At 50.5% G+C, this 24,271-nt stretch carries 19 protein-coding genes and 7 tRNA genes; 5 read left to right on the plus strand and 21 right to left on the minus strand.

Translation table 11 applies throughout. The features are described from left to right. Positions 1-96: 96 nt before the first annotated feature. The 3 genes from ybeY to miaB all read right to left on the minus strand — a co-directional run bounded on the left by ybeY (position 97) and on the right by miaB (position 3,192). Positions 97-564, minus strand: coding sequence for an rRNA maturation RNase YbeY (ybeY, locus tag QNN86_RS04580; RefSeq protein WP_181618903.1), 468 nt, complete (start codon positions 562-564; stop codon positions 97-99). Beyond that, complete coding sequence (locus QNN86_RS04585; protein ID WP_167456046.1) at positions 561-1,607, minus strand: PhoH family protein; 1,047 nt, start codon at positions 1,605-1,607, stop codon at positions 561-563. The genes ybeY and QNN86_RS04585 overlap by 4 nt, the downstream gene beginning before the upstream one ends. Positions 1,608-1,761: 154 nt before the next feature. Then, the gene (gene miaB, locus QNN86_RS04590) at positions 1,762-3,192 is read right to left on the minus strand and encodes a tRNA (N6-isopentenyl adenosine(37)-C2)-methylthiotransferase MiaB (RefSeq protein WP_096757880.1); all 1,431 of its coding nucleotides are present in this window, start codon (positions 3,190-3,192) and stop codon (positions 1,762-1,764) included. Between the two features lie 145 nt (positions 3,193-3,337). Here miaB and ubiF point away from each other — a divergent pair, with 145 nt between their 5' ends. Then, positions 3,338-4,513, plus strand: a complete 1,176-nt coding sequence (gene ubiF, locus QNN86_RS04595; protein WP_182270180.1) for a 3-demethoxyubiquinol 3-hydroxylase — start codon at positions 3,338-3,340, stop codon at positions 4,511-4,513. Between the two features lie 120 nt (positions 4,514-4,633). Here ubiF and QNN86_RS04600 read toward each other — a convergent pair. From QNN86_RS04600 to nagB, 12 genes are all read right to left on the minus strand, one after another. Further along, positions 4,634-4,708 (minus strand) — tRNA-Gln (locus QNN86_RS04600). Between the two features lie 36 nt (positions 4,709-4,744). Beyond that, positions 4,745-4,819 (minus strand) — tRNA-Gln (locus QNN86_RS04605). Between the two features lie 45 nt (positions 4,820-4,864). Further along, positions 4,865-4,941: transfer RNA gene (locus QNN86_RS04610), tRNA-Met, on the minus strand. Between the two features lie 21 nt (positions 4,942-4,962). Further along, positions 4,963-5,037: transfer RNA gene (locus QNN86_RS04615), tRNA-Gln, on the minus strand. Between the two features lie 36 nt (positions 5,038-5,073). After that, positions 5,074-5,148, minus strand: a tRNA-Gln gene (locus tag QNN86_RS04620). Positions 5,149-5,171: 23 nt separating this feature from the next. Next, positions 5,172-5,256, minus strand: a tRNA-Leu gene (locus tag QNN86_RS04625). Positions 5,257-5,265: 9 nt separating this feature from the next. Further along, positions 5,266-5,342 (minus strand) — tRNA-Met (locus QNN86_RS04630). A 223-nt stretch (positions 5,343-5,565) separates the two neighbouring features. Next, positions 5,566-7,230: an asparagine synthase B gene (gene asnB, locus QNN86_RS04635; RefSeq protein ID WP_096757878.1), complete on the minus strand. Its 1,665-nt coding sequence runs from the start codon at positions 7,228-7,230 to the stop codon at positions 5,566-5,568. A gap of 253 nt (positions 7,231-7,483) precedes the next feature. Beyond that, the gene (gene nagD, locus QNN86_RS04640; protein ID WP_135322675.1) at positions 7,484-8,236 is read right to left on the minus strand and encodes a ribonucleotide monophosphatase NagD; all 753 of its coding nucleotides are present in this window, start codon (positions 8,234-8,236) and stop codon (positions 7,484-7,486) included. A gap of 103 nt (positions 8,237-8,339) precedes the next feature. Then, a complete protein-coding gene (gene nagC, locus QNN86_RS04645; protein ID WP_181618905.1) occupies positions 8,340-9,560 on the minus strand; it encodes a DNA-binding transcriptional regulator NagC in 1,221 nt (406 codons plus the stop codon). Positions 9,561-9,568: 8 nt separating this feature from the next. Next, positions 9,569-10,717: an N-acetylglucosamine-6-phosphate deacetylase gene (gene nagA, locus QNN86_RS04650; protein WP_181618906.1), complete on the minus strand. Its 1,149-nt coding sequence runs from the start codon at positions 10,715-10,717 to the stop codon at positions 9,569-9,571. Positions 10,718-10,778: 61 nt separating this feature from the next. Next, positions 10,779-11,579 (minus strand): glucosamine-6-phosphate deaminase, encoded by an 801-nt coding sequence (gene nagB / locus QNN86_RS04655; protein ID WP_003022803.1) that lies wholly within the window; start codon positions 11,577-11,579, stop codon positions 10,779-10,781. A gap of 344 nt (positions 11,580-11,923) precedes the next feature. Between nagB and nagE the strand changes: the two genes are divergently transcribed. The 4 genes from nagE to chiQ all read left to right on the plus strand — a co-directional run bounded on the left by nagE (position 11,924) and on the right by chiQ (position 17,980). Continuing rightward, the gene (nagE, locus tag QNN86_RS04660; protein ID WP_182270179.1) at positions 11,924-13,870 is read left to right on the plus strand and encodes a PTS N-acetyl glucosamine transporter subunit IIABC; all 1,947 of its coding nucleotides are present in this window, start codon (positions 11,924-11,926) and stop codon (positions 13,868-13,870) included. A gap of 212 nt (positions 13,871-14,082) precedes the next feature. Then, entirely contained in the window at positions 14,083-15,750 is a 1,668-nt protein-coding gene (glnS, locus tag QNN86_RS04665) for a glutamine--tRNA ligase (RefSeq protein WP_414210697.1), read from the plus strand. Positions 15,751-16,191: 441 nt separating this feature from the next. After that, positions 16,192-17,598 carry a chitoporin ChiP gene (chiP, locus tag QNN86_RS04670; RefSeq protein ID WP_182270177.1) on the plus strand — a complete coding sequence of 469 codons (1,407 nt, stop codon included), beginning with the start codon at positions 16,192-16,194 and terminating at the stop codon, positions 17,596-17,598. Positions 17,599-17,647: 49 nt separating this feature from the next. Then, positions 17,648-17,980 (plus strand): ChiQ/YbfN family lipoprotein, encoded by a 333-nt coding sequence (gene chiQ, locus QNN86_RS04675; protein ID WP_096757871.1) that lies wholly within the window; start codon positions 17,648-17,650, stop codon positions 17,978-17,980. Positions 17,981-18,029: 49 nt separating this feature from the next. Here chiQ and QNN86_RS04680 read toward each other — a convergent pair whose 3' ends face one another. The 6 genes from QNN86_RS04680 to QNN86_RS04705 all read right to left on the minus strand — a co-directional run bounded on the left by QNN86_RS04680 (position 18,030) and on the right by QNN86_RS04705 (position 24,115). Continuing rightward, a complete protein-coding gene (locus QNN86_RS04680) occupies positions 18,030-18,848 on the minus strand; it encodes a PTS system mannose/fructose/sorbose family transporter subunit IID (RefSeq protein ID WP_115259085.1) in 819 nt (272 codons plus the stop codon). After that, on the minus strand, positions 18,832-19,593 hold the full coding sequence (locus tag QNN86_RS04685) for a PTS mannose/fructose/sorbose/N-acetylgalactosamine transporter subunit IIC (RefSeq protein ID WP_115259084.1): 762 nt from the start codon (positions 19,591-19,593) through the stop codon (positions 18,832-18,834). Before QNN86_RS04685 ends, QNN86_RS04680 begins: the two co-directional genes overlap by 17 nt. 10 nt (positions 19,594-19,603) lie before the next feature. Continuing rightward, positions 19,604-20,077 carry a PTS sugar transporter subunit IIB gene (locus tag QNN86_RS04690; protein WP_414210698.1) on the minus strand — a complete coding sequence of 158 codons (474 nt, stop codon included), beginning with the start codon at positions 20,075-20,077 and terminating at the stop codon, positions 19,604-19,606. Beyond that, on the minus strand, positions 20,070-20,801 hold the full coding sequence (locus QNN86_RS04695) for a BtpA/SgcQ family protein (RefSeq protein WP_414210699.1): 732 nt from the start codon (positions 20,799-20,801) through the stop codon (positions 20,070-20,072). The genes QNN86_RS04690 and QNN86_RS04695 overlap by 8 nt, the downstream gene beginning before the upstream one ends. Positions 20,802-20,815: 14 nt before the next feature. Then, positions 20,816-21,238, minus strand: a complete 423-nt coding sequence (locus QNN86_RS04700; RefSeq protein WP_137400293.1) for a PTS sugar transporter subunit IIA — start codon at positions 21,236-21,238, stop codon at positions 20,816-20,818. A 150-nt stretch (positions 21,239-21,388) separates the two neighbouring features. After that, entirely contained in the window at positions 21,389-24,115 is a 2,727-nt protein-coding gene (locus QNN86_RS04705) for a sigma 54-interacting transcriptional regulator (protein ID WP_414210700.1), read from the minus strand. Positions 24,116-24,271: the final 156 nt, after the last annotated feature.

Genomic DNA, 24,271 nt, shown 5'->3' on the forward strand with positions numbered 1-24,271 from the left:
CGTCGTATGGGTTCTCATGTTAGTTAATAGATTGCTCAAGGCACGTAAACTCAGTGCCCGGCGTCGTGACCTGTCACCGGCTTGACCGGCAGCAGGTTATTCCTTCTCGGCAATGTACGGATCCTCATAGCCCAGAGCAAGCATAATCTCTGTTTCGAGGGATTCCATTTCTTCCGCTTCGTCGTCTTCGATATGGTCGTAGCCTAAGAGATGCAGACTACCGTGTACCACCATGTGTGCCCAGTGGGCTTCAAGAGGCTTACCTTGCTCCTGCGCTTCTTTTTCGACCACTTGACGACAGATGATCAAATCGCCCAGCAGCGGCAGTTCGATGCCCGGTGGGGCCTCAAACGGGAAGGACAGCACGTTGGTTGACTTGTCTTTCCCGCGATAAGTCAGGTTCAGTTCGTGGCTTTCAGCGTCATCGACCAGCCGAATGGTGACCTCTGACTCTTCCTGAAACTGTGGGATCACCGCATCCAGCCATGTCTGAAACTGGCGCTCATCCGGTAAACCGGCGTTATCTTCACATGCCAGCTGTAAATCGAGAATAACCTGACTCATTTTTGTTCCTGTTCCTGGGCTTCACGCTTGCGTTCCGCTGCCTGTTCGGCTTTACGTTTTTGTTCTGCTTCTTCCCAGGCTTCATACGCCGTCACGATACGGGCAACCACCGGATGGCGCACCACGTCTTCGCTATGGAAGAAATTAAAGCTAATCTCATCGACCTCAGCCAACACTTCGATGGCATGACGCAGACCGGATTTGGTGCTGCGCGGCAGGTCAATTTGGGTGATGTCGCCGGTGATCACCGCTTTGGAGTTGAAGCCAATACGGGTCAGGAACATTTTCATCTGTTCGATAGTCGTGTTCTGGCTCTCATCAAGGATAATGAACGCATCGTTCAGCGTACGACCGCGCATATAAGCCAGCGGTGCGACTTCAATGACGTTACGCTCGATAAGCTTCTCCACCTTCTCAAAGCCGAGCATTTCGAACAGCGCGTCATACAGCGGACGTAAATAAGGATCGACTTTCTGGCTGAGATCGCCCGGCAGGAAGCCCAGTTTTTCACCGGCTTCAACCGCCGGACGGGTCAGCAGAATACGGCGAATTTCCTGACGCTCGAGCGCATCGACCGCGGCGGCTACCGCCAGGTAGGTTTTACCCGTCCCTGCAGGACCGACGCCGAAGGTGATGTCGTGGTCGAGAATATTGGCGATGTATTGCGCCTGATTCGGCGTACGCGGTTTGATCACGCCACGCTTGGTTTTGATATTCACCGCTTTGCCAAACTCCGGCACGCTGTCTGCGCTCTGCTCAAGGACACGCGCTTCTTTGATTGCCAGGTGAATTTGTTCCGGCTCGATGTCCTGCGTCTTGCCGCGCATTGGCGCGGTATCGACGTACAGGCTGTGTAAAATATCTGCCGCAGCGGTAACGCAAATCGGGCGACCGGTCAGCTTAAAGTGGTTGTCGCGGCGGTTAATTTCGATACCAAGGCGACGTTCCAGCTGTTTGATGTTGTCATCAAAAGGACCGCACAGGCTCAACAGACGGGCATTGTCTGCGGGCTCAAGGGTAATTTCGCGGGTGTCTATGTTCAAATCGTTCCTCTTATGCAGATATCGCCGGACGTTGAACATTTACCGGCATTCAGGGAAATTATTCACGCCACAGGGGAAAGGCGCAAGCACTGCAATGAAAATGGGGACGGTGGAAGAGATTACAAGGCCCGTCAGAGTAGACGGGCCATAAAGATTACGGCTGATAAATGCCTACACCCAGATCGTTTTCTTTGCGGGTACGCGCAATGACCGACTCCGGGCTTTCTGCGATGCGCAGGCCCATTTCGTCTTCGGTGCGAACCACTTTACCGCGCAGGGAGTTGGTCCAGACGTCGGTAATTTCCACATCCACAAATTTACCGACCATATCCGGGGTGCCTTCAAAATTCACCACACGGTTATTTTCGGTACGACCAGACAGCTCCATCACGCTCTTACGCGAGGTACCTTCGACCAGAATGCGCTGGGTGGTGCCGAGCATACGGCGGCTCCAGGCCATGGCCTGCTGGTTGATGCGATCCTGCAGGATATACAGACGTTGCTTTTTCTCTTCTTCCGGGACGTCGTCAACCATATCGGCGGCAGGCGTGCCAGGACGAGCTGAGAAGATAAAGCTGTAGCTCATGTCGAAGTTAACGTCGGCAATCAGCTTCATGGTCTGCTCGAAATCTTGTGTGGTTTCGCCAGGGAAGCCCACGATGAAGTCGGAGCTAATCTGAATATCCGGGCGTGCAGCGCGCAGTTTGCGGATGATCGCCTTGTATTCCAACGCGGTATGGGTACGTCCCATCAGGTTTAGTACGCGATCTGAGCCACTCTGTACCGGCAGGTGCAGGAAGCTTACCAGCTCCGGGGTGTCGCGATAGACTTCAACGATATCGTCGGTGAACTCAATTGGATGACTGGTGGTGAAGCGGATACGGTCAATGCCGTCGATCGCCGCTACCAGACGCAGTAAATCTGCGAATGAGCCGGTCGTGCCGTCGTAGTTCTCACCTCGCCAGGCGTTAACGTTTTGTCCCAGCAGGTTGACTTCACGTACGCCCTGCGCCGCAAGTTGGGCAATTTCAAGCAGGATATCGTCCGCTGGACGGCTGACTTCTTCACCGCGGGTGTAGGGCACCACGCAGTAAGTGCAGTATTTGTTACAGCCTTCCATGATGGACACAAACGCGCTTGGACCTTCAGCACGCGGTTCCGGCAGGCGGTCGAACTTTTCGATTTCCGGAAAACTGATATCCACCACCGGACTACGGCTGGTGCTACCGCGCACTTTGTTGATCATTTCCGGCAGGCGGTGCAGGGTTTGTGGCCCAAAAATAATGTCGACGTAGTGTGCACGTTGACGAATATGGTCGCCTTCTTGGGAGGCGACACAGCCGCCCACGCCGATAATCAGATTCGGGTTTTTCTCTTTTAAGAGTTTCCAGCGACCTAACTGATGGAAAACTTTTTCCTGAGCCTTCTCGCGAATTGAGCAGGTATTCAGCAGCAGCACATCCGCTTCTTCCGCCACGTCGGTCAGTTGATACCCGTGAGTGGCATCCAGCAGATCGGCCATCTTCGATGAATCGTATTCGTTCATCTGACAGCCCCAGGTTTTAATATGGAGTTTTTTAGTCATCGACTTGCTCTTGCGAAATTGTGGCTGAAATGCAGGGCGCATAGTGTACTGCGTTGGCGCGGTTGTGACCAGTATGACGGATGTCAGCCTCAAGGGGTAAAAAATCCTGTAAACTTACACAATACATGTAACAGGATGATTGACCATGACAAATCAACCAACGGAAATTGCCATTGTCGGCGGGGGGATGGTCGGCGGCGCGCTGGCGCTGGGACTGGCGCAGCATGGGTTCAGGGTGACGGTAATAGAGCACGCCGCGCCCGTGCCGTTTGTGGCTGACAGTCAGCCCGATATCCGTATTTCAGCCATTAGCTCCGCGTCTGCATCGTTGCTGAAAGGGTTGGGTGTCTGGGATGCGGTGCAGGGCATGCGCACTCATCCATATCGTCGTCTGGAAACCTGGGAGTGGGAGAATGCCCATGTGGTGTTTGATGCGACAGAGCTAAAACTCCCATTGCTGGGCTATATGGTCGAAAACAACGTCCTGCAGCAGGCGTTGTGGCAGGCGCTGGAGGCGCATCCCAACGTGACCCTGCGCGTGCCGGCATCACTGATTTCTCTGCATCAACATAACGATCGCCATGAGCTTGAACTGACCGGCGGTGAAAAGATAACGGCAAAACTGGTGATTGGCGCCGATGGCGCGAATTCTCAGGTGCGTCAAATGGCCGGAATTGGCATCCATGCCTGGCAGTACGCGCAATCGTGCATGCTGATTACCGTGCAATGCGAGAATTCACCGGGAGACAGCACCTGGCAGCAGTTTACCCCTGACGGACCACGAGCGTTTCTACCGCTATTCGATAACTGGGCTTCGCTGGTGTGGTATGACTCTCCGGCCCGCATCCGCCAGTTGCAGAGCCTTGATATGGCACAGCTCCGGGCGGAGATAGCAAAATATTTCCCTTCACGTCTGGGTGACGTTACGCCTGTTGCCTCAGGGGCGTTTCCACTCACTCGCCGCCACGCGTTGCAGTATGTACAGCCAGGGCTGGCGCTGGTGGGCGATGCCGCGCACACCATTCATCCGCTTGCCGGGCAGGGGGTGAATCTGGGATACCGTGATGTTGATGCGCTGATTGATGTGCTGGTGAGTGCTCGTAGCTATGGTGAGCAGTGGGCCAGTCAGCGGGTACTGAAGCGCTACCAAACGCGTCGAATGACCGATAACTTCATCATGCAAAGTGGCATGGACCTGTTCTACGCCGGATTTAGCAACAACCTGCAGCCGCTGCGTATCATGCGTAATATCGGGTTAATGGCTGCAGAGCGCGCAGGCGTGCTGAAACGGCAGGCGCTGAAGTATGCGTTAGGATTGTAGCTCGAGTGGTGCCTGATGGCGCTGCGCTTATCAGGCCTACGAATCATGTAGGCCGGCTAAGGCTTGCCGTCACCCGGCGTTAGAAAAGCAAAAAGCTCGCCGAAGCGAGCTTTTTTAATATGGCTGGGGTACGAGGATTCGAACCTCGGAATGCTGGTATCAGAAACCAGAGCCTTACCGCTTGGCGATACCCCAACGGGTGCACCCACAAAGTGGACGACTTTTTGAAATTGGCTGGGGTACGAGGATTCGAACCTCGGAATGCTGGTATCAGAAACCAGAGCCTTACCGCTTGGCGATACCCCAACAATTTTTTTGGATTTACCGAATTAAATCGATACGTCCTTAATATGGTGGCTACGACGGGATTCGAACCTGTGACCCCATCATTATGAGTGATGTGCTCTAACCAGCTGAGCTACGTAGCCAAATACTATCTTATTCTTCGATGGCTGGGGTACCTGGATTCGAACCAGGGAATGCCGGTATCAAAAACCGGTGCCTTACCGCTTGGCGATACCCCAATGACCGTTGCGGTGAACCGCTATATCGAAGAAAAGTGGCTGGGGTACCTGGATTCGAACCAGGGAATGCCGGTATCAAAAACCGGTGCCTTACCGCTTGGCGATACCCCATCCGTGCAACGCTTACGGGTGAATGGTGCGGGAGGCGAGACTTGAACTCGCACACCTTGCGGCGCCAGAACCTAAATCTGGTGCGTCTACCAATTTCGCCACTCCCGCAAAAAAAGATGGTGGCTACGACGGGATTCGAACCTGTGACCCCATCATTATGAGTGATGTGCTCTAACCAGCTGAGCTACGTAGCCATCTTTTTTTCGCGTTACCTTATCGGCGTTGCGGGGCGCATTATGCGTATTGAGCCTTGAAGCGTCAACCCCTTTTTCATTGAAAATAGCTGGAATGTGACTGTTTGGTTAGGTTGCGAACAGCGTGACGCAATATTCGGCAATTATTCGTTATTAATTGTTTTTCCGCACGTAAAACCGACATAAAAAAAGAGCCCCTCAGGGCTCTTAGTGGATGATGGGCTTACTTATAAGCCGACTGGTGCACGCCAACCGCACGGCCTGATGGATCGTTCATGGTTTTGAACGCTTCGTCCCATTCGATGGCTTTGGCAGAAGAACAGGCGACGGACGGGCCACCCGGCACACACTCGGCGGCGCTGGCTACCGGGAACAGCTCTTCAAAAATCTCACGGTACAAATACGCTTCTTTAGACGATGGTGTGTTGTACGGGAAGCGGAAGCTGGCGGTTTCCAGTTGTTGATCGGAAACGTGCTCTGCCGCCACTTCTTTCAGCGTGTCAATCCAGCTATAACCGACGCCGTCAGAGAACTGCTCCTTCTGACGCCATGCAATGCTGGCAGGCAGGTAGGATTCAAAACATTCACGCAGGACATGTTTTTCCATCTTTCCGTTACCGCACATTTTATCCTGTGGGTTGATGCGCATCGCGACATCGAGGAATTTCTTGTCGAGGAACGGTACGCGGGCTTCAACGCCCCAGGCCGACATGGCTTTGTTGGCTCGGGCACAGTCGAACATATGCAGCGCCTGCAGTTTACGTACCGTTTCTTCGTGCAGCTCTTTTGCGTCCGGTGCTTTGTGAAAATAAAGATAGCCGCCAAATACTTCATCGGACCCTTCGCCCGACAGCACCATTTTAATGCCCATCGCTTTAATTTTACGTGACATTAAGTACATCGGCGTGGAGGCGCGGATGGTGGTGACATCATAGGTTTCAATGTGATAAATCACATCGCGGATGGCATCCAGGCCTTCCTGTACGGTGAAATGGATCTCGTGGTGTACGGTGCCCAGATGGTTGGCGACTTCCTGAGCGGCTTTCAGATCCGGTGCGCCTTTCAGACCCACGGCGAAGGAGTGCAGCTGCGGCCACCAGGCTTCACTGCGCTCTTGATCTTCAACACGGCGCGCCGCGTATTTTTTGGTGATAGCGGAAATCACGGAGGAGTCCAGGCCACCTGACAGCAGCACACCATAAGGCACATCTGACATCAGGTGGCTTTTAACCGCGTCTTCCAGCGCCTGACGTAGTTCATCTTTATCCGTCACATTGTCTTTTACGGCGTCGTATTCGAACCAGTCGCGCTGATAGTACTGGCGGATTTCCCCGTCTTTGCTCCACAGGTAGCTACCGGCCGGGAATTCTTTAATGGTGCGGCAAACAGGAACCAGCGCTTTCATTTCAGACGCCACGTACAGGTTGCCGTGTTCGTCATGGCCCATGTACAAAGGGATGATCCCGATGTGATCGCGGCCAATCAGATACGCATCCTGTTCGCTGTCGTACAGTGCGAAGGCGAACATGCCCTGCAGGTCGTCAAGGAATTCAGGTCCTTTTTCCTGATACAGCGCAAGGATAACTTCGCAGTCGGAACCGGTCTGGAACTGATAGCGATCGCCGTATTCAGCACGTAACGCCTGATGGTTATAAATCTCGCCGTTTACCGCCAGGATATGCGTCTTTTTCACGTTGTATAGCGGTTGAGCACCGGCGTTAACGTCGACAATGGACAGACGTTCATGTGCCAGGATCGCGTTATCACTGGCGTAAATACCCGACCAGTCCGGGCCGCGGTGGCGCATCAGACGAGACAGCTCGAGGGCTTTTTTACGCAGCTCAACTGCGTCGGTTTTAATATCAAATACGCCAAAAATAGAACACATAACCTTCTCCGTTAACCCGTTGCGTGATGCTTTTTATGTTTGCTTAATAAAGAAAATGCCGTAAAGCCGCAGGGGGTGCAAGGAGTTTGGTGGGGTAAAAATAAAAAACTCAATGATGATTATTGAATAGTGAAAAAAGAGTATGTAATAAGCGTATTTATTGATGAATTATCAGAAAAATGGCGATTTTATTAAATAGGGTGGTTTGATGTGCCGGTTAACGTGTTCGTCGGGTTATCCGGCACAGAGTTGCTTAAATGACATCTATCTCGGCAACGGACGGGTAGATCCAGCTTGGTCGGAACGGCATGCTGTCGATATCGTCAAGCGTGGAGACGCCAGACAGCACCAGGATGGTTTCGAGACCGGCCTGGAAGCCTGCCAGAATATCGGTACGCAGGTTGTCGCCAACGATGACGGTCTCTTCCGAGTGTGCCTGCATTTTGTTGAGCGCCGCGCGGATAATCCACGGGCTGGGTTTCCCCACATAAAAAGGTTTACGGCCCGAGATCTTCTCTATACCGGCGCACAGCGCACCGCAGGCAGGATAAAAACCGCGGCCGTGCGTATCCGGATTAGTGGCGATAAAACGTGCCCCATTGGCCACAAAGTATGCCGCTTTGTGCATCATGTCCCAGTTGTAGGAGCGTGTCTCACCGACGATCACAAAATCAGGATTAACGTCGGTAATGGTAAAACCCGCTTTGTACAATTCATGGATCAGCGCGCCTTCACCGACAACATAGGCTTTTTTTCCTTCCTGGCGACGCAGGAAATCGGCGGTAGCCATGGCGGAGGTATAAAAAACGCTGTCAGGAACATTGACACCTGCGGTGGCAAAGCGGTTCGCCAGATCCTGTCCGGTCTGTGAAGGGTAGTTAGTCAGCAGGACCAACGGCAATCCTTTCTCCAGCACGCCGGTCAAAAATTCTGCCGCACCCGGTACGGCAACATTGTCGTGCATCAGCACGCCGTCGATATCACAAATTACATTCTTAATGGCCATGGACAATCCGACATCAAAAAAAGAAGGCATTACTATACACAAAATACACTCAATCATTCGAGTTGCCCCAGCGACACAGAGGCAGCTTGAAGGATGACGTGTATTAGCTTTCCAGCAAACGTTGCAGCAATATACCGTTGAGCATCGCGCGTTTTACCAGCGCAAATGCGCCAATGGCGGAACGGTGGTCCAGCGTGGAGCGCACCACGGGCAAATTGTGGCGAAACGCCTTCAGTGCCTGGGCGTTAATGCAGCTTTCTATTGCCGGCAGCAGGACTTTATCTGCCTCAGTAATTTCACCGGCAATAACGATTTTTTGCGGGTTAAACAGGTTAATGGCGATAGCGATGGTTTTACCCAGGTGGCGACCCACGTGCTCAATCACTTCTGACGCCAGGTTATCGCCTTTGTTGGCAGCCTTACAGATCGATTTGATACTGCAATCATCCAGCGTTAGCCGACTTGGATAACCTTGCTTGAGTAAGTTTTGCACGCGATGCTCGATGGACGCGTTGGCCGCGATAGTTTCCAGACAACCAAAGTTGCCGCAGTGGCAGCGCTCGCCCAACGGCTCTACCTGAATATGGCCAATCTCGCCAACGTTGCCGTTACGGCCAATAAAAATGCGGCCATTGGAGATGATCCCGGCACCGGTTCCGCGATGCACTCGCACCAGAATGGAGTCTTCGCAGTCCTGACTTGCCCCGAAATAGTGCTCGGCAAGTGCCAGACTACGGATATCGTGACCAACAAAGCAGGTCACCTGGAACCGTTTTTCCAGCGCCTCGACCAGCCCCCAGTTTTCAACCTGAATATGCGGCATATAGCGAATGACGCCGCTCTCGGGGTCAACCAGGCCTGGCAGAATAACGGAAATAGCAACCAGCTCACGGATTTTCCGCTGGCAGCTGTCAATAAAGGTGGCAATGGTATTGAGTAGCGCATGTTCCAGCGTTTCCTGGGTGCGCTCAGGTAGAGGGTAGTGCTCTTCAGCAACGACTTTGCTGCTCATATCATACAGCGTTAGCGTAGTGTCGTGACGACCCAGACGCACGCCAATGGCGTGGAAATTGCGTGTTTCAGTGACGATAGAGATAGCGCGGCGGCCCCCGGTGGAGGCCTGCTGATCCACTTCTTTGATCAGCCCGCGTTCAATAAGCTGGCGCGTAATTTTGGTTACGCTGGCGGGAGCAAGCTGGCTCTGTTCGGCTATCTGAATTCGCGAGATTGGCCCATGCTGGTCAATCAGGCGATAAACTGCCGCGCTGTTAAGCTGTTTTACGAGATCAACATTACCTATTTGAGCTTGTCCGCCTGGTGTCATTCTTTCTCTTACTCTGTAACGACCTCGTTGCCATTAACGATGGTCTTGATAATTTTAAAGTCGTGTGTGAACGCGGTCAGGTTGGCGACGTTGCCAGGGGCGATACTGCCGAGTTGCTTTTCCACGCCGATGGCGCGGGCAGGGTAGAGCGTTGCCATACGCAGCACTTCATCCAGCGCAATGCCGCAATGTTCAACCAGATTACGTACACCTTCAATCATGGTTAATGACGAGCCACTCAGGGTACCGTTCTCATCCACACACAGTCCATTGCGGTAGTATATTGTTTTACCGGCGAAAATGAACTGTTCAATATTTGCACCCGCCGGCGCAGTCGCGTCGGTTACCAGGCACAGCTTGTCACCTTTCAGGCGTTTAGCGTTACGGATGTTAACGTAGTCGACATGCAGACCATCGGCGATGATACCGCAATAAATATCGGCTTCATCAAGGATGGCGCCAGCCAGTCCCGGTTCGCGGCCCGTAATGTAAGGCATGGCGTTGAACAGGTGCGTTGCAAAGGTAATGCCCGCGCGGAAACCGATTTTGGCTTCTTTTACCGTCGCGTTAGAGTGACCCGCTGAAACGACAATACCGGCATTAACCAGTCGGGTGATCACGTCGGCAGGGACCATTTCGGGTGCCAGCGTGACTTTGGTGATCACATCCGCATTATCGCACAGGAAGTCGACCAGCGCAGCGTCAGGCTGACGAACAAAACTCGGGTTATGGGTGCCTTTTTTCACCAGATTCAGCCATGGGCCTTCAAGGTGAAGTCCTAATGCCTGATTCGGATGTTTTGCCAGATATTCGCGCATCACGCGAACGCCTTGTTTCATCAGCTCATCGCTGGTGGTGATAAGCGTAGGCAGGTAGTTAGTACAGCCCGATTTCTCGTTGGCTTTCTGCATGATTTCAAGTGTTTCAACGGTAACGGCTTCTGCCGTATCGTTGAACTGTACGCCGCCGCAGCCGTTTAACTGCACATCAATAAAACCGGGGGAAAGAATGGCCCCATTCAATGAGCGTTGTTCAATCTCCGGCGGTAATTCAGCCAGTGGGCAAACGCTGGCTATCAGGCCATCAGCGACGACAATCGCATGGTCATCAAGAATTTCGTGACCGGTAAAGATCCGGCCCTGGGTTAAAGCATACATTCCGACCCCCGATTTCAAAAAAATGCCGCCCTGCAACGCTTTCGGCTGGGCGTAAACAGCATTACAGACCTTTAATATTTTCGGCTTCTAACTCGTTAAAGTATTTCAGCGTCTTCACTTTCAGTTCCATTGTGGAAGGTTCATCGCAAACCACAACGGCTTTTGGATGCAGCTGCAGGCAGCTGATGGTCCACATATGGTTGACGTTTCCTTCAACGGCAGCCTGCAGTGCCTGCGCTTTCTGGTGGCCCAGCACCAGAATCATCACTTCTTCGGCATCAAGCAGCGTGCCCACGCCTACGGTCAGTGCATATTTCGGCACCTGGCTGACGTCACCGTCAAAGAAGCGAGAGTTCGCCACGCGCGTGTCGTGGGTCAGCGTTTTTATACGCGTACGAGAGGCTAAAGAAGATGCCGGTTCGTTAAAGGCGATATGCCCGTCGTTGCCTACGCCCCCCATAAACAGGTGGATTTTACCGTAAGAACGGATTTTTTCTTCATACTGACGGCATTCTGCGTCGATATCTGGCGCATTACCATTGAGGAGGTTGATGTTTTCTGCCGGAATATCAACATGATCAAAGAAGTTACGATGCATGAAGCTGTGGTAGCTTTCTGGATGCTCTTTCGGCAGGCCAACATACTCGTCCATATTAAATGTGACAACATGTTTGAAGCTAACCTGGCCCGCTTTGTGCATTTCGACTAATGCTTTATAGGCTGTCAGTGGGGTGCCGCCAGTCGGCAGGCCCAGAACGAACGGACGATCTGCCGTTGGTTTGAACGCGTTGATACGGTTAACGATATGGCGAGCAGCCCATTTGCCGACTTGTTCAGCGGTATTCAGGGGGATCAGTCTCATTCTTCACCTCAGTAGTCAATGTAAGCAGTTGGCGGATTGAGTCGCTGTGTAGTATTAAGCGTAACCTAGTTTTGCATCGGTCAGGATCAATCCGTTTCGATTTTTTTAATGATAAAATAAGTTTTCGTAGTTAGCCAGTATAAGGGAAGGTTAATAACGATATTTGGTGACTGTAATCACAAAAAACATGCTTTTAATTTGCGATACGAATTAATTTTCCACACACTCTGAATGTAGATGAATGGTTAATATCGCTGTTCCAGAATATCTTGCTGTCAGAATTGGTCGCACAATAAAAATATGGCTTCAAAGGAGCCTAATCGGGGTCTCGTAGGGGGAATAAAATGAATATTTTAGGTTTTTTCCAGCGACTGGGTAGGGCATTACAGCTCCCCATCGCTGTGCTGCCTGTCGCGGCACTGTTGCTGCGATTTGGACAACCAGATTTGCTTAACGTCGCCTTCATCGCGCAAGCAGGTGGGGCTATCTTTGATAACCTCGCGTTAATATTTGCCATCGGTGTGGCATCCAGCTGGTCTAAAGACAGTGCGGGTGCGGCAGCATTGGCAGGTGCAGTTGGTTATTTCATATTGACCAAAGCAATGGTTACCATTAACCCGGCGATCAACATGGGTGTGCTGGCAGGTATCATTACCGGTCTGGTCGGTGGTGCGGTGTATAACCGCTGGTCTGGCATCAAACTGCCTGACTTCCTGAGCTTCTTCGGCGGTAAACGCTTCGTGCCGATTGCCACTGGCTTCTTCTGTCTGGTGTTGGCGGCTATCTTCGGCTACGTGTGGCCGCCGGTGCAGAACGCCATCCATGCGGGTGGTGAGTGGATCGTAGGTGCTGGCGCGCTGGGTTCTGGTATTTTTGGTTTCATCAACCGTCTGCTGATCCCAACCGGTCTGCATCAGGTTCTGAACACCATTGCCTGGTTCCAGATTGGTGAATTCACCAACGCGGCAGGTGCGGTCTTCCACGGTGACATCAACCGCTTCTACGCGGGTGACGGCACTGCAGGTATGTTCATGTCCGGCTTCTTCCCGATCATGATGTTTGGTCTGCCGGGTGCGGCGCTGGCGATGTACTTCGCCGCTCCGAAAGCGCGTCGTCCGATGGTTGGCGGTATGCTGCTGTCCGTGGCAATCACCGCGTTCCTGACCGGTGTGACCGAGCCGCTGGAATTCCTGTTCATGTTCCTGGCACCATTACTGTATCTCCTGCACGCACTGTTAACGGGTATCAGCCTGTTCGTAGCGACATTGCTGGGGATCCACGCAGGCTTCTCCTTCTCCGCAGGCGCTATCGACTACGTGTTGATGTACAACCTGCCGGCTGCAAGTAAGAACGTCTGGATGCTGGTTGCGATGGGTCTGGTGTTCTTCGTCATCTACTTTGTGTTGTTCAGCGCGGTTATTCGTATGTTTAACCTGAAAACGCCGGGCCGCGAAGATAAAGACGATGAAATTGTTACTGACGAAGCAAACAGCAACACCGAAGAAGGTCTGGCTCAACTGGCTACCAGCTACATTGCAGCGGTTGGCGGTACCGATAACCTGAAAGCCATTGACGCTTGCATCACGCGTCTGCGTCTGACTGTTGTCGATTCCGCGAAAGTAAACGATGCAATGTGTAAACGCCTGGGGGCGTCTGGTGTGGTTAAGCTGAACAAGCAAACTATCCAGGTCATCGTGGGTGCGAAAGCAGAATCCATCGGCGACGAAATGAAGAAAGTTGTCGCACGTGGTCCAGTTGCCGCAGCGTCTGCTGACAGCGCGCCTGCAGCAGCCCCGGTTGCAAAACCGCAGGCTGTGGCGAATGCTGTCACCGTTGAAGAGCTGGTTTCTCCGATTACCGGTGACGTGGTTGCGCTGGAGCAGGTGCCTGATGAAGCCTTCGCCAGCAAAGCGGTCGGCGACGGTGTGGCGGTGAAACCAACGGATAAAATCGTGGTTTCTCCGGCAGCGGGTACCATTGTGAAAATCTTCAATACCAACCATGCGTTCTGCCTGGAAACGCTGAAAGGCGCGGAAATCGTGGTCCACATGGGTATCGATACCGTGGCGCTGGAAGGTAAAGGCTTTACGCGTCTGGTGGAAGAAGGTGCAGAAGTCAAAGCAGGTCAGCCAATCCTGGAAATGGATCTGGAGTACCTGAACGCCAATGCACGTTCGATGATTAGCCCGGTAGTTTGCAGCAACAGCGATGATTTCGGTGGCCTGGTGATTAAAGCCGAAGGCCATGTGGTTGCCGGTCAAACGCCACTGTACGAGATTAAAAGTAAGTAATGGCGCGTAGGCCGGAGAAGGCGTAAGCGCTACCATCCGGCAACATGAAATGCGTCACCAGCGGCGGGGAGCAATCTCCGCCGCTTTTTTTTGCAGCAAATGCCCGCATAATGACTGTCTGATACGTATTTTGCGTAACTAAAGGTTGTCAGTCAGTCCTGCTTATAAGATCATACGCCGTTATACGTTGTTTACGCTTTGAGGAATCCACGATGAGTGAGGCTGAAGCCCGCCCGAGTAACTTTATTCGTCAGATCATCGATGAAGATCTGGCCAGTGGTAAGCACACCACTATCCATACCCGTTTTCCGCCGGAGCCAAATGGCTATCTGCATATTGGCCACGCGAAATCCATCTGTCTGAACTTTGGTATTGCGCAAGATTACCAGGGCCAGTGCAACCTGCGTTTTGATGATACGAACCCGGTCAAAGAAGACATCGAGTACGTTGAATCCATCAAAAATGACGTTGAATGGTTAGGTTTCCACTGGACTGGCGATATTCGCTACTCGTCGGATTACTTCGACCAGCTGCATACCTATGCGGTAGAGCTTATCAACAAAGGTCTGGCGTACGTCGACGAACTGTCAGCTGACGAGATCCGCGAATACCGTGGCACCCTGACTCAGCCTGGCAAAAACAGCCCATACCGCGATCGTAGCGTTGAAGAAAACCTCGCGCTGTTCGAAAAAATGCGTACCGGTGGTTTTGAAGAAGGGAAAGCCTGCCTGCGTGCGAAGATCGATATGGCCTCGCCGTTTATCGTCATGCGCGATCCGGTGCTGTACCGTATTAAGTTCGCTGAACACCATCAGACCGGCAACAAGTGGTGCATCTACCCGATGTACGACTTTACCCACTGCATCAGCGATGCGCTGGAAGGTATTACGCATTCACTGTGTACGCTGGAGTTCCAGGACAACCGTCGTCTGTACGATTGGGTACTGGACAACATCACCATTCCGGTTCACCCGCGCCAGTACGAATTCTCGCGCCTGAACCTGGAATATACCGTGATGTCCAAGCGTAAGCTAAACCTGCTGGTCACCGACAAGCACGTTGAAGGCTGGGACGACCCGCGTATGCCGACCATCTCTGGCCTGCGTCGTCGTGGCTATACTGCCGCCGCTATCCGTGAATTCTGTAAACGCATTGGCGTGACCAAACAGGATAACACCATTGAGATTGCCTCTCTGGAATCCTGTATTCGTGAAGATCTCAACGAAAACGCACCGCGTGCCATGGCCGTTATCGATCCGGTGAAACTGGTTATCGAAAACTACCCGCAGGGTGAAAGCGAACTGGTTACTATGCCGAACCATCCGAATAAACCGGAAATGGGCAGCCGCGAAGTGCCGTTCAGCGGTGAAATTTGGATCGACAGGGCCGATTTCCGCGAAGAAGCCAACAAGCAGTACAAGCGTCTGGTGATGGGCAAAGAAGTGCGTCTGCGCAATGCGTATGTTGTTAAAGCCGAGCGTGTTGAGAAAGACGCAGAAGGCATTATCACCACTATTTTCTGCACCTATGACGCTGACACGCTGAGCAAAGATCCGGCCGATGGGCGTAAAGTCAAAGGCGTTATTCATTGGGTCAGTGCGGCACATGCACTGCCAATTGAAATCCGTATGTACGATCGTCTGTTCAGCGTGCCGAACCCAGGGGCGGCGGATGACTTCCTGTCCGTTATTAACCCGGATTCACTGGTTATCAAACAGGGCTATGGCGAGCCATCGCTGCAGGCTGCCGTTGCGGGTAAAGCCTTCCAGTTTGAACGTGAAGGGTACTTCTGCCTCGATAGCCGCTATGCAACGGCGGATAAGCTGGTGTTTAACCGTACCGTGGGTCTGCGTGATACGTGGGCGAAAGCGGGCGAGTAAGCTGCAACACCCCCTGTCAAACGCCGCGCTCTGCGGCGTTTTTTTTATCTCGACATCCTGCATTACTGACTCTGTTTGCAGAGCGAATTAATTATTATTCCGTCGTATCCTGAGAATTAATTAATTACCCATCAAAACCTTATGTCCGAGGATGATTCGGACTGTAACCGTTTTCATCCATATGGAAAACAAGCATTTTTTCATTTTTCAACGTTTTTATATCTGCATATGAAAATGTAACAGAAAGCAATCAAATATGTGCGGTTGCTCATGTTCTTACATACTGGTTACAAAAATAGATTGATAATTCGCGTCGCGAAAAATAGTCTATTCATTGTAGTCAATGAGGTTTTCTCAGCGCTACTTTTTACTTTTTTTACTTTTTGTTTTTTCGCTGTCCGTTTTTGTCGGCAGCATTTTTATGTCAAAGAGGATTAACATATGCGTACGTTTAGTGGCAAACGTAGTACGCTGGCGCTGGCTATCGCCGGTATCACAGCAATGTCAGGTTTAGTTGTCGTTCCCCAGGCTCAGGCTGAAGGTTTTTTTGATGATTCCACCCTGACCGGCGGCATCTATTACTGGCAGCGTGAACGTGACCGTAAAGATGTCACTGACGGTGACAAATACAAAACCAACCTTTCTCACGCTACCTGGAACGCCAACCTTGATTTCCAGTCCGGCTACGTAGCCGATATGTTCGGTCTTGATGTGGCAGCCTTTACCGCGATAGAAATGGCGGAAAACGGTGACAGCGGACATCCAAACGAAATTGCATTCTCGAAAAAAAATAAAGGCTATGACGAAGATTACTCCGGCGATAAGAGCGGGATTAGCCTTTATAAAGCAGCAGCTAAATTTAAATACGGCCCAACCTGGGCGCGCGCCGGTTATATTCAACCCACCGGGCAGACGTTGCTGGCTCCGCACTGGAGCTTTATGCCGGGTACCTATCAGGGCGCTGAAGCCGGGGCCAACTTTGACTATGGTGATGCCGGTGCGCTGAGCTTCTCCTACATGTGGGCTAACGAATATAAAGCACCGTGGCACACCGAAGTCGATAAATTCTATCAGGCTGATAAAAAGACCAAGGTGGATTACCTTCATTCGGTCGGTGCGAAATATGACTTCAAAAACAACCTGTTGCTGGAAGCAGCATTTGGTCAGTCCGAAGGCTATGTCGATCAATACTTCGCGAAAGCCAGTTACAAATTTGATTTAGGCGGAAATCCGTTCACCACCAGTTATCAGTTCTACGGCGCGCGAGATAAGGTTGATGACCGTACCGTTAACAACATTTATGACGGTACCGCCTGGCTGCAGGCGCTGACCTTTGGCTACAAAGTGGCAGAAGTGGTTGATTTGCGTCTGGAAGGTACCTGGGTGAAAGCGGACGGACAGCAGGGCTATTTCCTGCAGCGTATGACGCCAACCTATGCCTCTTCAAACGGTCGTCTGGACGTGTGGTGGGATAACCGTTCTGACTTCAACGCCAACGGCGAAAAGGCGGTCTTCTTTGGCGCAATGTATGACCTGAAAAACTGGAACCTGCCTGGCTGGGCTGTGGGTGCCTCCTATGTTTACGCGTGGGACGCGAAACCATCGACCTGGCAAACTAACCCGGATGCGTACTACGACAAAAACCGTACCATCGAAGAGTCGTCTTACAGCCTGGATGCGGTCTACACCCTGCAGGATGGTCGCGCGAAAGGCACCATGTTTAAACTGCACTTCACCGAATACGACAACCATTCAAACATCCCGAGCTGGGGCGGTGGTTACGGCAACATCTTCCAGGATGAGCGCGACGTGAAGTTCATCGTGATTGCACCATTCACCATCTTCTAATGCCAACCGCGGCAGGCCAGGTGCCTGCCGCAACGTTGAGGACTGTTCTATGAAAAAACTGATACTCATCGCCGTCATGGCATCTGGGCTGGTGGCCTGTGCACAATCTCCGGCGCCAAAAGAAGACAGCCGTTTGAAAGAAGCCTACAGCGCCTGCATCAACACCGCACAGGGATCGCCAGAGAAAATCGAGGCCTGCCAAAGCGTGTTAAACGTGCTGAAGAAAGAAAAGCAGCACCAGCAGTTTGCCAATGAAGAAAGTGTTCGCGTACTGGATTATCAGCAGTGTATCCAGGCGACGCGTACGGGCAACGATCAGGCCGTTTCGGCCGATTGCGACAAGGTTTGGCAGGAAATCCGCAGCAAGAACACAGCGCAGTAAAATGACAGGTAAAAAACGGGCGGATAGTCTCCGCCCGTTGCTGTTTTTGTTAACCCAGAATATTCAAATAGGCACCCAGTATTGATACAACAACGATGCCAATAAGAATGCGGGAAATTTGGATGTTCTTCCCTAACAGATAATACATTACGCCAAATGCCCCCATCGGTAACAGACACGGCATAATATCGTTTAAAATCTTTTGTAACGGCACGGCATAAGCACCTTCACCAATCACAAAGGGAACGTTCAATGAGACCATGGTGGCGGTCATTCCTCCTATGACCATCAGCCCCAATATTGCCGCTCCGTAGGTGATTTTCTGCATCATTCCCGACTCCTCCATTTTTTTGAAGAAATCAGCACCCAGTCGGTAACCGCCCATCAAACAGAAGTAGCGGATAAAGTAGTGGGGAATGTTAAATACCAGCAGGAACAGTAGCGGTCCCAGAATATTGCCGGATGATGCTAATGAAATCCCCAACCCGGCGGCGATAATACGCAGCGTTCCCCAGAAGAATGAATCACCAATACCCGCTAATGGACCCATCAGTGATGCCTTCACGGCGTTGATTGAGCTGGCGTCGAAGTCATCGTCGAGCATGCGGCGCTCTTCCATGGCTGACGTGATCCCCAGCGGCAGCGTCGACAGATGAGGCGTGGTATTAAAAAACTCCAAATGCCGGACCAGCGCGTCGGAGATTTCCTGGTCGGTCTTACACGTTTTACGGATAATGGGCACCATCGAAAAGGTATAACCCATATGCATCATACGCTCATAGTTCCACGATGATTCCATGGTCAATGAGCGGAAATAGACGCTCCAGAGATCGCGTTTGGTAATTTTGACATCAGAATTCGTTGTCATCGATGACCTCTTGTTTTTTTGCTTCGTTATTAACGAGTACGATTGCGAGGAACAGGCCAAACAGGGCGATCCCGACCAGCGGTAGTTTTAAATAGGCCGCCAGTAGAAAACCAAAGAAGAAATAGGGGAATACTTTTTTGTTGATGATCATTCTCGCCAGCATGGCAAAACCGAGCGCCGGTAAGATGCCCGTGGCGATAGTCATTCCCGTCATAATATCTTTGGGGATCGATTCGAGAATGGCATTAACCACCGGCGTCCCAACATAAAAAGCAAAACCAACCAGAATCGCAAACGGCACGGAACAGGCGAGGGTAGAGTAAATATGCATGCGGACCACGCCGCTGATATTGGCATTTAACGCATGTTTGTCTGCGCGACGGCAAAATATCGGCAAGACAAAGATATACACGGCGTTTTGTAATACCAATACCAACGTAGCAATAGGTACCGCAAGAGCTACGGCAGTGGCCACGTTTTGCCCAGAGGCAATGGCAAAGGCAGTGCCTAAAATACCGCCAGACGTCACATCAGGGGGGTTAGATGCGCCAATCTGGAATGCGCCTAACAGCACAAGTTCAATGGCAGAACCAATAATGATGCCATTGGTGAGATCGCCCATAATTAGCCCCACCAACGGCCCCATTACTATCGGACGTCGGAGCATGGCGGTACCGAAGATGGAGTCCAGGTAACCGACACAGGATAAACCACCCAATAAAAAGGATTGCATTAGTAAGCTCATATCCACTACCTCATCCCAGTAAGGCGATAGCTTTCAGTCGGGTATCGTTCGGTACTTGCCTGATTTCAAGTTCGACACCTTTGTTATCCAGTTCTTTTAATTGTGTAACGTCGTGGTCGGTAATAAATATGGCTTTTGATATTTGACGCGTGCCCGGTGCAGATTTAATCCCACCCAGATTGATACTGACAATTTTTTCGTATTCCATTGCCAACGCGTGTGCATCATTAATCGATGCAACAACAATAAAGAGGTTATATTTTTCTGTCGCGCCGCTTTGTAAGGCTTTGATCGAGTCTGGGATATTTTTAATGACCAGCTTAACGTTATTTGGACGCGCCAGACGCATGGCCGTCATTTTTAGTTCATCATTAATGATGTCGTCATTGGCAATGAGAATGCAATCGGCCTGCAGCGCCGCAGTCCAGGCAAAAGCTACCTGGCCATGTAATAAGCGATGGTCTACACGTAATAATTTAATCATTTTGTTTAACCTTTTGCATTAGCTGTGAAACGTGCTCGGCACAGACATCGCCGGTGTCTTTATAGGTATCTTTGAAATAACTTCCTACCACTGCACCTGAACCCATGGTCAACTGATGCTGACAATTGTCGAGGGTGATCCCGGCACCAATAATTAATGGAAAGTCACCAATGATGGCCCTGAATTCGCGGATTTTAACTTCATCTGTTTCCTGTCCGGTGGCATCACCGGTGACGACAATAGCGTCACAACGTTGCATTCCCAGCGTCAGGTCTTCCTGCAGACTACGCCCGGAATTGTAGGGCTGGTATTTGAAACGCACACCACCGAAGACGGCAAAAGACGCATCGCGACGGTTATCTGCGATAAATTGGGCAAAGGTCAGGTCTTCTTCTGGCGTCAAATGTCCGGCTACAGAATCTAACTGAATAAAGCTGGCGTGATATTTTTTGGCAAGCTCGAACCCTTTTTTATCGTCGTCTAACAGGTTTACACCGTAGATAATACCGGGTTGAGTGCTGTCGAGATAATGCAGTACGCTTTCAACCTGTTCCGGGGTGCCAAAATAGTTTTCAACAATTACCGCATCTGCACCATTCTGTTGATAGATAGCGATCTCTTTTTTTGCATTTTCGAGGACCTCATGGTCGTTTTCGCCTTTCAAATGTAGCATGGCAAGAATGAATTTATTGTCACCGAATAACGCTTCAACTTTATTTTTCATGTTCGCTCCTGACATTAAAAATCATCTGATTTAGGGGGGCTGTTGAATAACACATCATTGCAGTACTGGATGGTTTCTTTGGACTCCAGAACGGCGGTTCTAATCAGCGCCTGGGTGTCGTCGGTATCGGGGTTTTCCAGAATCAATGCAATCAGTAACGGTAAATTGAGCCCGGTGATTAAATGCAGGCGTGGATCGTCAAGGTGAGTAATAAACTCGTTAGTCACGCTTCCCTTAGAGATATCGGTGATCACAATGGCTTCATCTTGGCTGCCCAATGTGCTCATGAATTTTTGTACGCTGAGTTTGATATCAGGCACATCCTCGGTGTAGGCACACAGCGTGGAAATATCTTCATTTTTACCCACAACCATTTCCAGTGAATCCCTGATTCCATCAGCAAATCTGCCATGACTGGCGAACAAAAACTTGCGCATACCGCTTCCTGCTCCACAATGAGTGACGACACTACAGGCGTCGCCATAAATGATGAGACTGAATTGAGATAGCAGGAATCATGCCAGCTAATGTCAAAGCGGTAAGGAGATGAGAGGGGGGCATTAATCTATTAGTATGATTTTAAAGGATTAATTTGATTTTACGATATCGTAGATATAGCCGATTTCGCTGAACGGAATGGTGACACTATAGGTATCTTCTATGACACTAAAGGCATCCTGGATCATGCACAGCGTTTCTTTATCACTCTGACTAAGCGTCTGCTGTGCCGGGTAGTTCTCAAGAGGGATCTGGCGAATCAAACGTTCCAGCATGCAGCTGACATGGACATACAGGTTAATCTTAGTCTCATTGGCTAAGCGTTTTTTGAGTAATCTTTCGAGAGTACTGATACAGATATCAAGGTGCTCAAGGATTTTTCCGGTATCCAGAATCGTCAACTGAGCGATGACCCGCTTGAGCGAAAAGTTATGTACTAACCTGTCGTTGATGGTCTGAATCATGTCGGCATCAGCAATTCCCTGAAAAACCGTCTCCAGGCGCACGTCGCCCCGGCCGCTGATCAGGTCATCTAATGAAATATAGGGAATAAAGGGGATATTAGGGTTCGCTGTTCCGACAACAGCAATAATGTCATAGAACTGAGATAGTGACTGGCGAGAGGACTCTGACAGCAGTAGCTGGTGGTCATAGGCGATAACATCCACCCCTGCTTCTTTCGGAATGCTATCTTCCAGCAATGTCTGTATTCGCTGCGCCGTACCCATACCGGTATAGCAGCTGGTAATGATTACTGGACGTTTGACCTGCTCTGAATAGATGATTTTACTGTCATTCTTTTGGTAAGAGGTGACGTTCTCAACAATGCTTTCCAGCGGGGCATTATCTAATAATAACTCACCGACGTGTAGCGCCATTGCCGTGGAGACATTATTAATAATGGCGACCGGGAAATGGATGCTTTTATTGAACTCAGAGTAAATATCCGTTAATGATCCCATATCTACCAGAATGACCAGCCCATTGGACATGTCATTATCATTAATGTACTGCAGTATATTGCTGGCGATATCTTTGATAGCCGTGTCGATAGGCATATCAAAGGAGGCAAAAAGGGTTTCACCCAACATGCGGTTCACGACATTGGCGATACTGCTGGCCGTTGCGTAGCCATGTGCCAGAATCACGGCTTTGGTTCGCGGCGAAACGGCGACCATCTTCATACTTTTCAAATACAGCGTGAAGAAAATCTCATCTGCCAGCGTAAAGGTGAGATCAAATTGCTGTGCGATCTGCGTCGATAACATTCCGGCAATCAGGTGCTCTTCTACCAGGTGATGGCAAATATACTGATGCAAATTTTTTAGCGTTTTTTTCTGCGCCAGGATGCCGTCCTTACCCTGCTTATTTTTGGTAAATAAGTACCAGGCTAAACCGTACAGTCGGTTCCCGTTAAATTGAACAGAATGTTTACTTTCTATCTGTTGAACAATGTCCTGGATGGTGTTGAGATGTGAATAAATAGCTGGATGATCGTGTTTTGCCGTTGGATTGAATATTATCTTATCAAACAAAGTATCGATTTCACGAGATACCTGCGGTAGCAGTATATTCTCACTGTTTTGCTGAAAAAGATCGCAGATCTTATGCCAGAAATCATTGATAAAATGATTCAACGGCACCGCAGGAAGTACCAGCTGCTGCAGCGTCATTGTGGGTGTAAATACTACGGCGGTTCCGGAGACGGAATGTTTTAGCTGCGCGCGATGCGCCATAAAACTCTCTGGCAGATCGTCTAAGTGCAAAGAGAGGTTCTGGTCTGCCTGCGATTTTGCAAACCGCGCGGCGCTCAGACAGGTAATGGTATTTTTTAATTCACCAATGTTCCCGCTATAGACATGCTGTTTTAAGACATTCAGTACTTGCGGGGACAGCGTGATATTGCGGTTGAGTAATTTTGACTCATGCAGGAAAAAGGCATAAATAAACCGTGTTTTTTCTGCTTCACCGCGATCTTCCAGCGAAGGAATGGCAATATTCAGTGGAATACGGCGAATGAACGTCTCCAGAAAATACTCTTTGGGGGAGACCGTTGTGGCAAAAATTAATCTGACCTGAGCGCTGATTTCTTTTTCGCTTTCACCCATGCGACGAAAACGCCCGGTATCCATGAAGGTGAATAATTTTTCCTGACTCTCAGGATTTAAGCGGTGGATCTCATCGAGAAATAGCACCCCTCCATCGGCTTTTTGCAGAAGTCCTTCTCTGGTTTTATCCGCCCCCGTAAATGCGCCTTTGATATAGCCAAAGAGGTGACTCGAAAGTAATTCAGGATTGTTGGCATATTGCGCACAATTGAATGCAATAAATGGCGCGCTAGCGGGCAGAATTTTCTTCTCTACCGCTCGCTGCCAGGATAACTGTGCCAGCATACTCTTACCGCTGCCCGTCGGGCCATACAGCATGACCGACAGACCGTGTGGTGGATAACAGATGGCGGTATTCAGTTTTTCAATAACGGGGACTAAACTGCCTTGCGAGCCGATCAATCCGGCAAACGAGTCTTTTTGTTGATATTGCTGATTTTTTAACTCCGCAACGCCTGAGAATACAGACTGGTTGACGCGAAAGAAATGTTCTTCGAAGACGGCTTTGTGCAGAAAATAGACGGGGCGAGTGTTTAGTTTTATGACCCGATTGTCGTCAATGAGCTGGTTCAGATAGTGGCTGATGGTATTACGCTTCACATTGAAATGTTCTGCCATCGTCTGGGCGGTATGAAAGTCGTCCAGTGAGTCAAAAGAAAAATGACGGGTCTCTTCTGCTAAAAATGCAAAGATCTCTTCTTTTAACACCGCGAGCCTCTTGACTGTTCCATGCTGGTTCTGACATCCAGTACATATAAAAAGTATTAAAAATAGTATGTTGCGGGTCATCATGGCGCATTTTAGAACGCTGGATCACCCTGTTTTCTGCGCGTTTTATTTGCTCGAACTGCGGGGGGAGGTTAA

It is taken from the genome of Citrobacter sp. C348 (assembly GCF_047467975.1).
GTDB lineage: Bacteria > Pseudomonadota > Gammaproteobacteria > Enterobacterales > Enterobacteriaceae > Citrobacter > Citrobacter gillenii.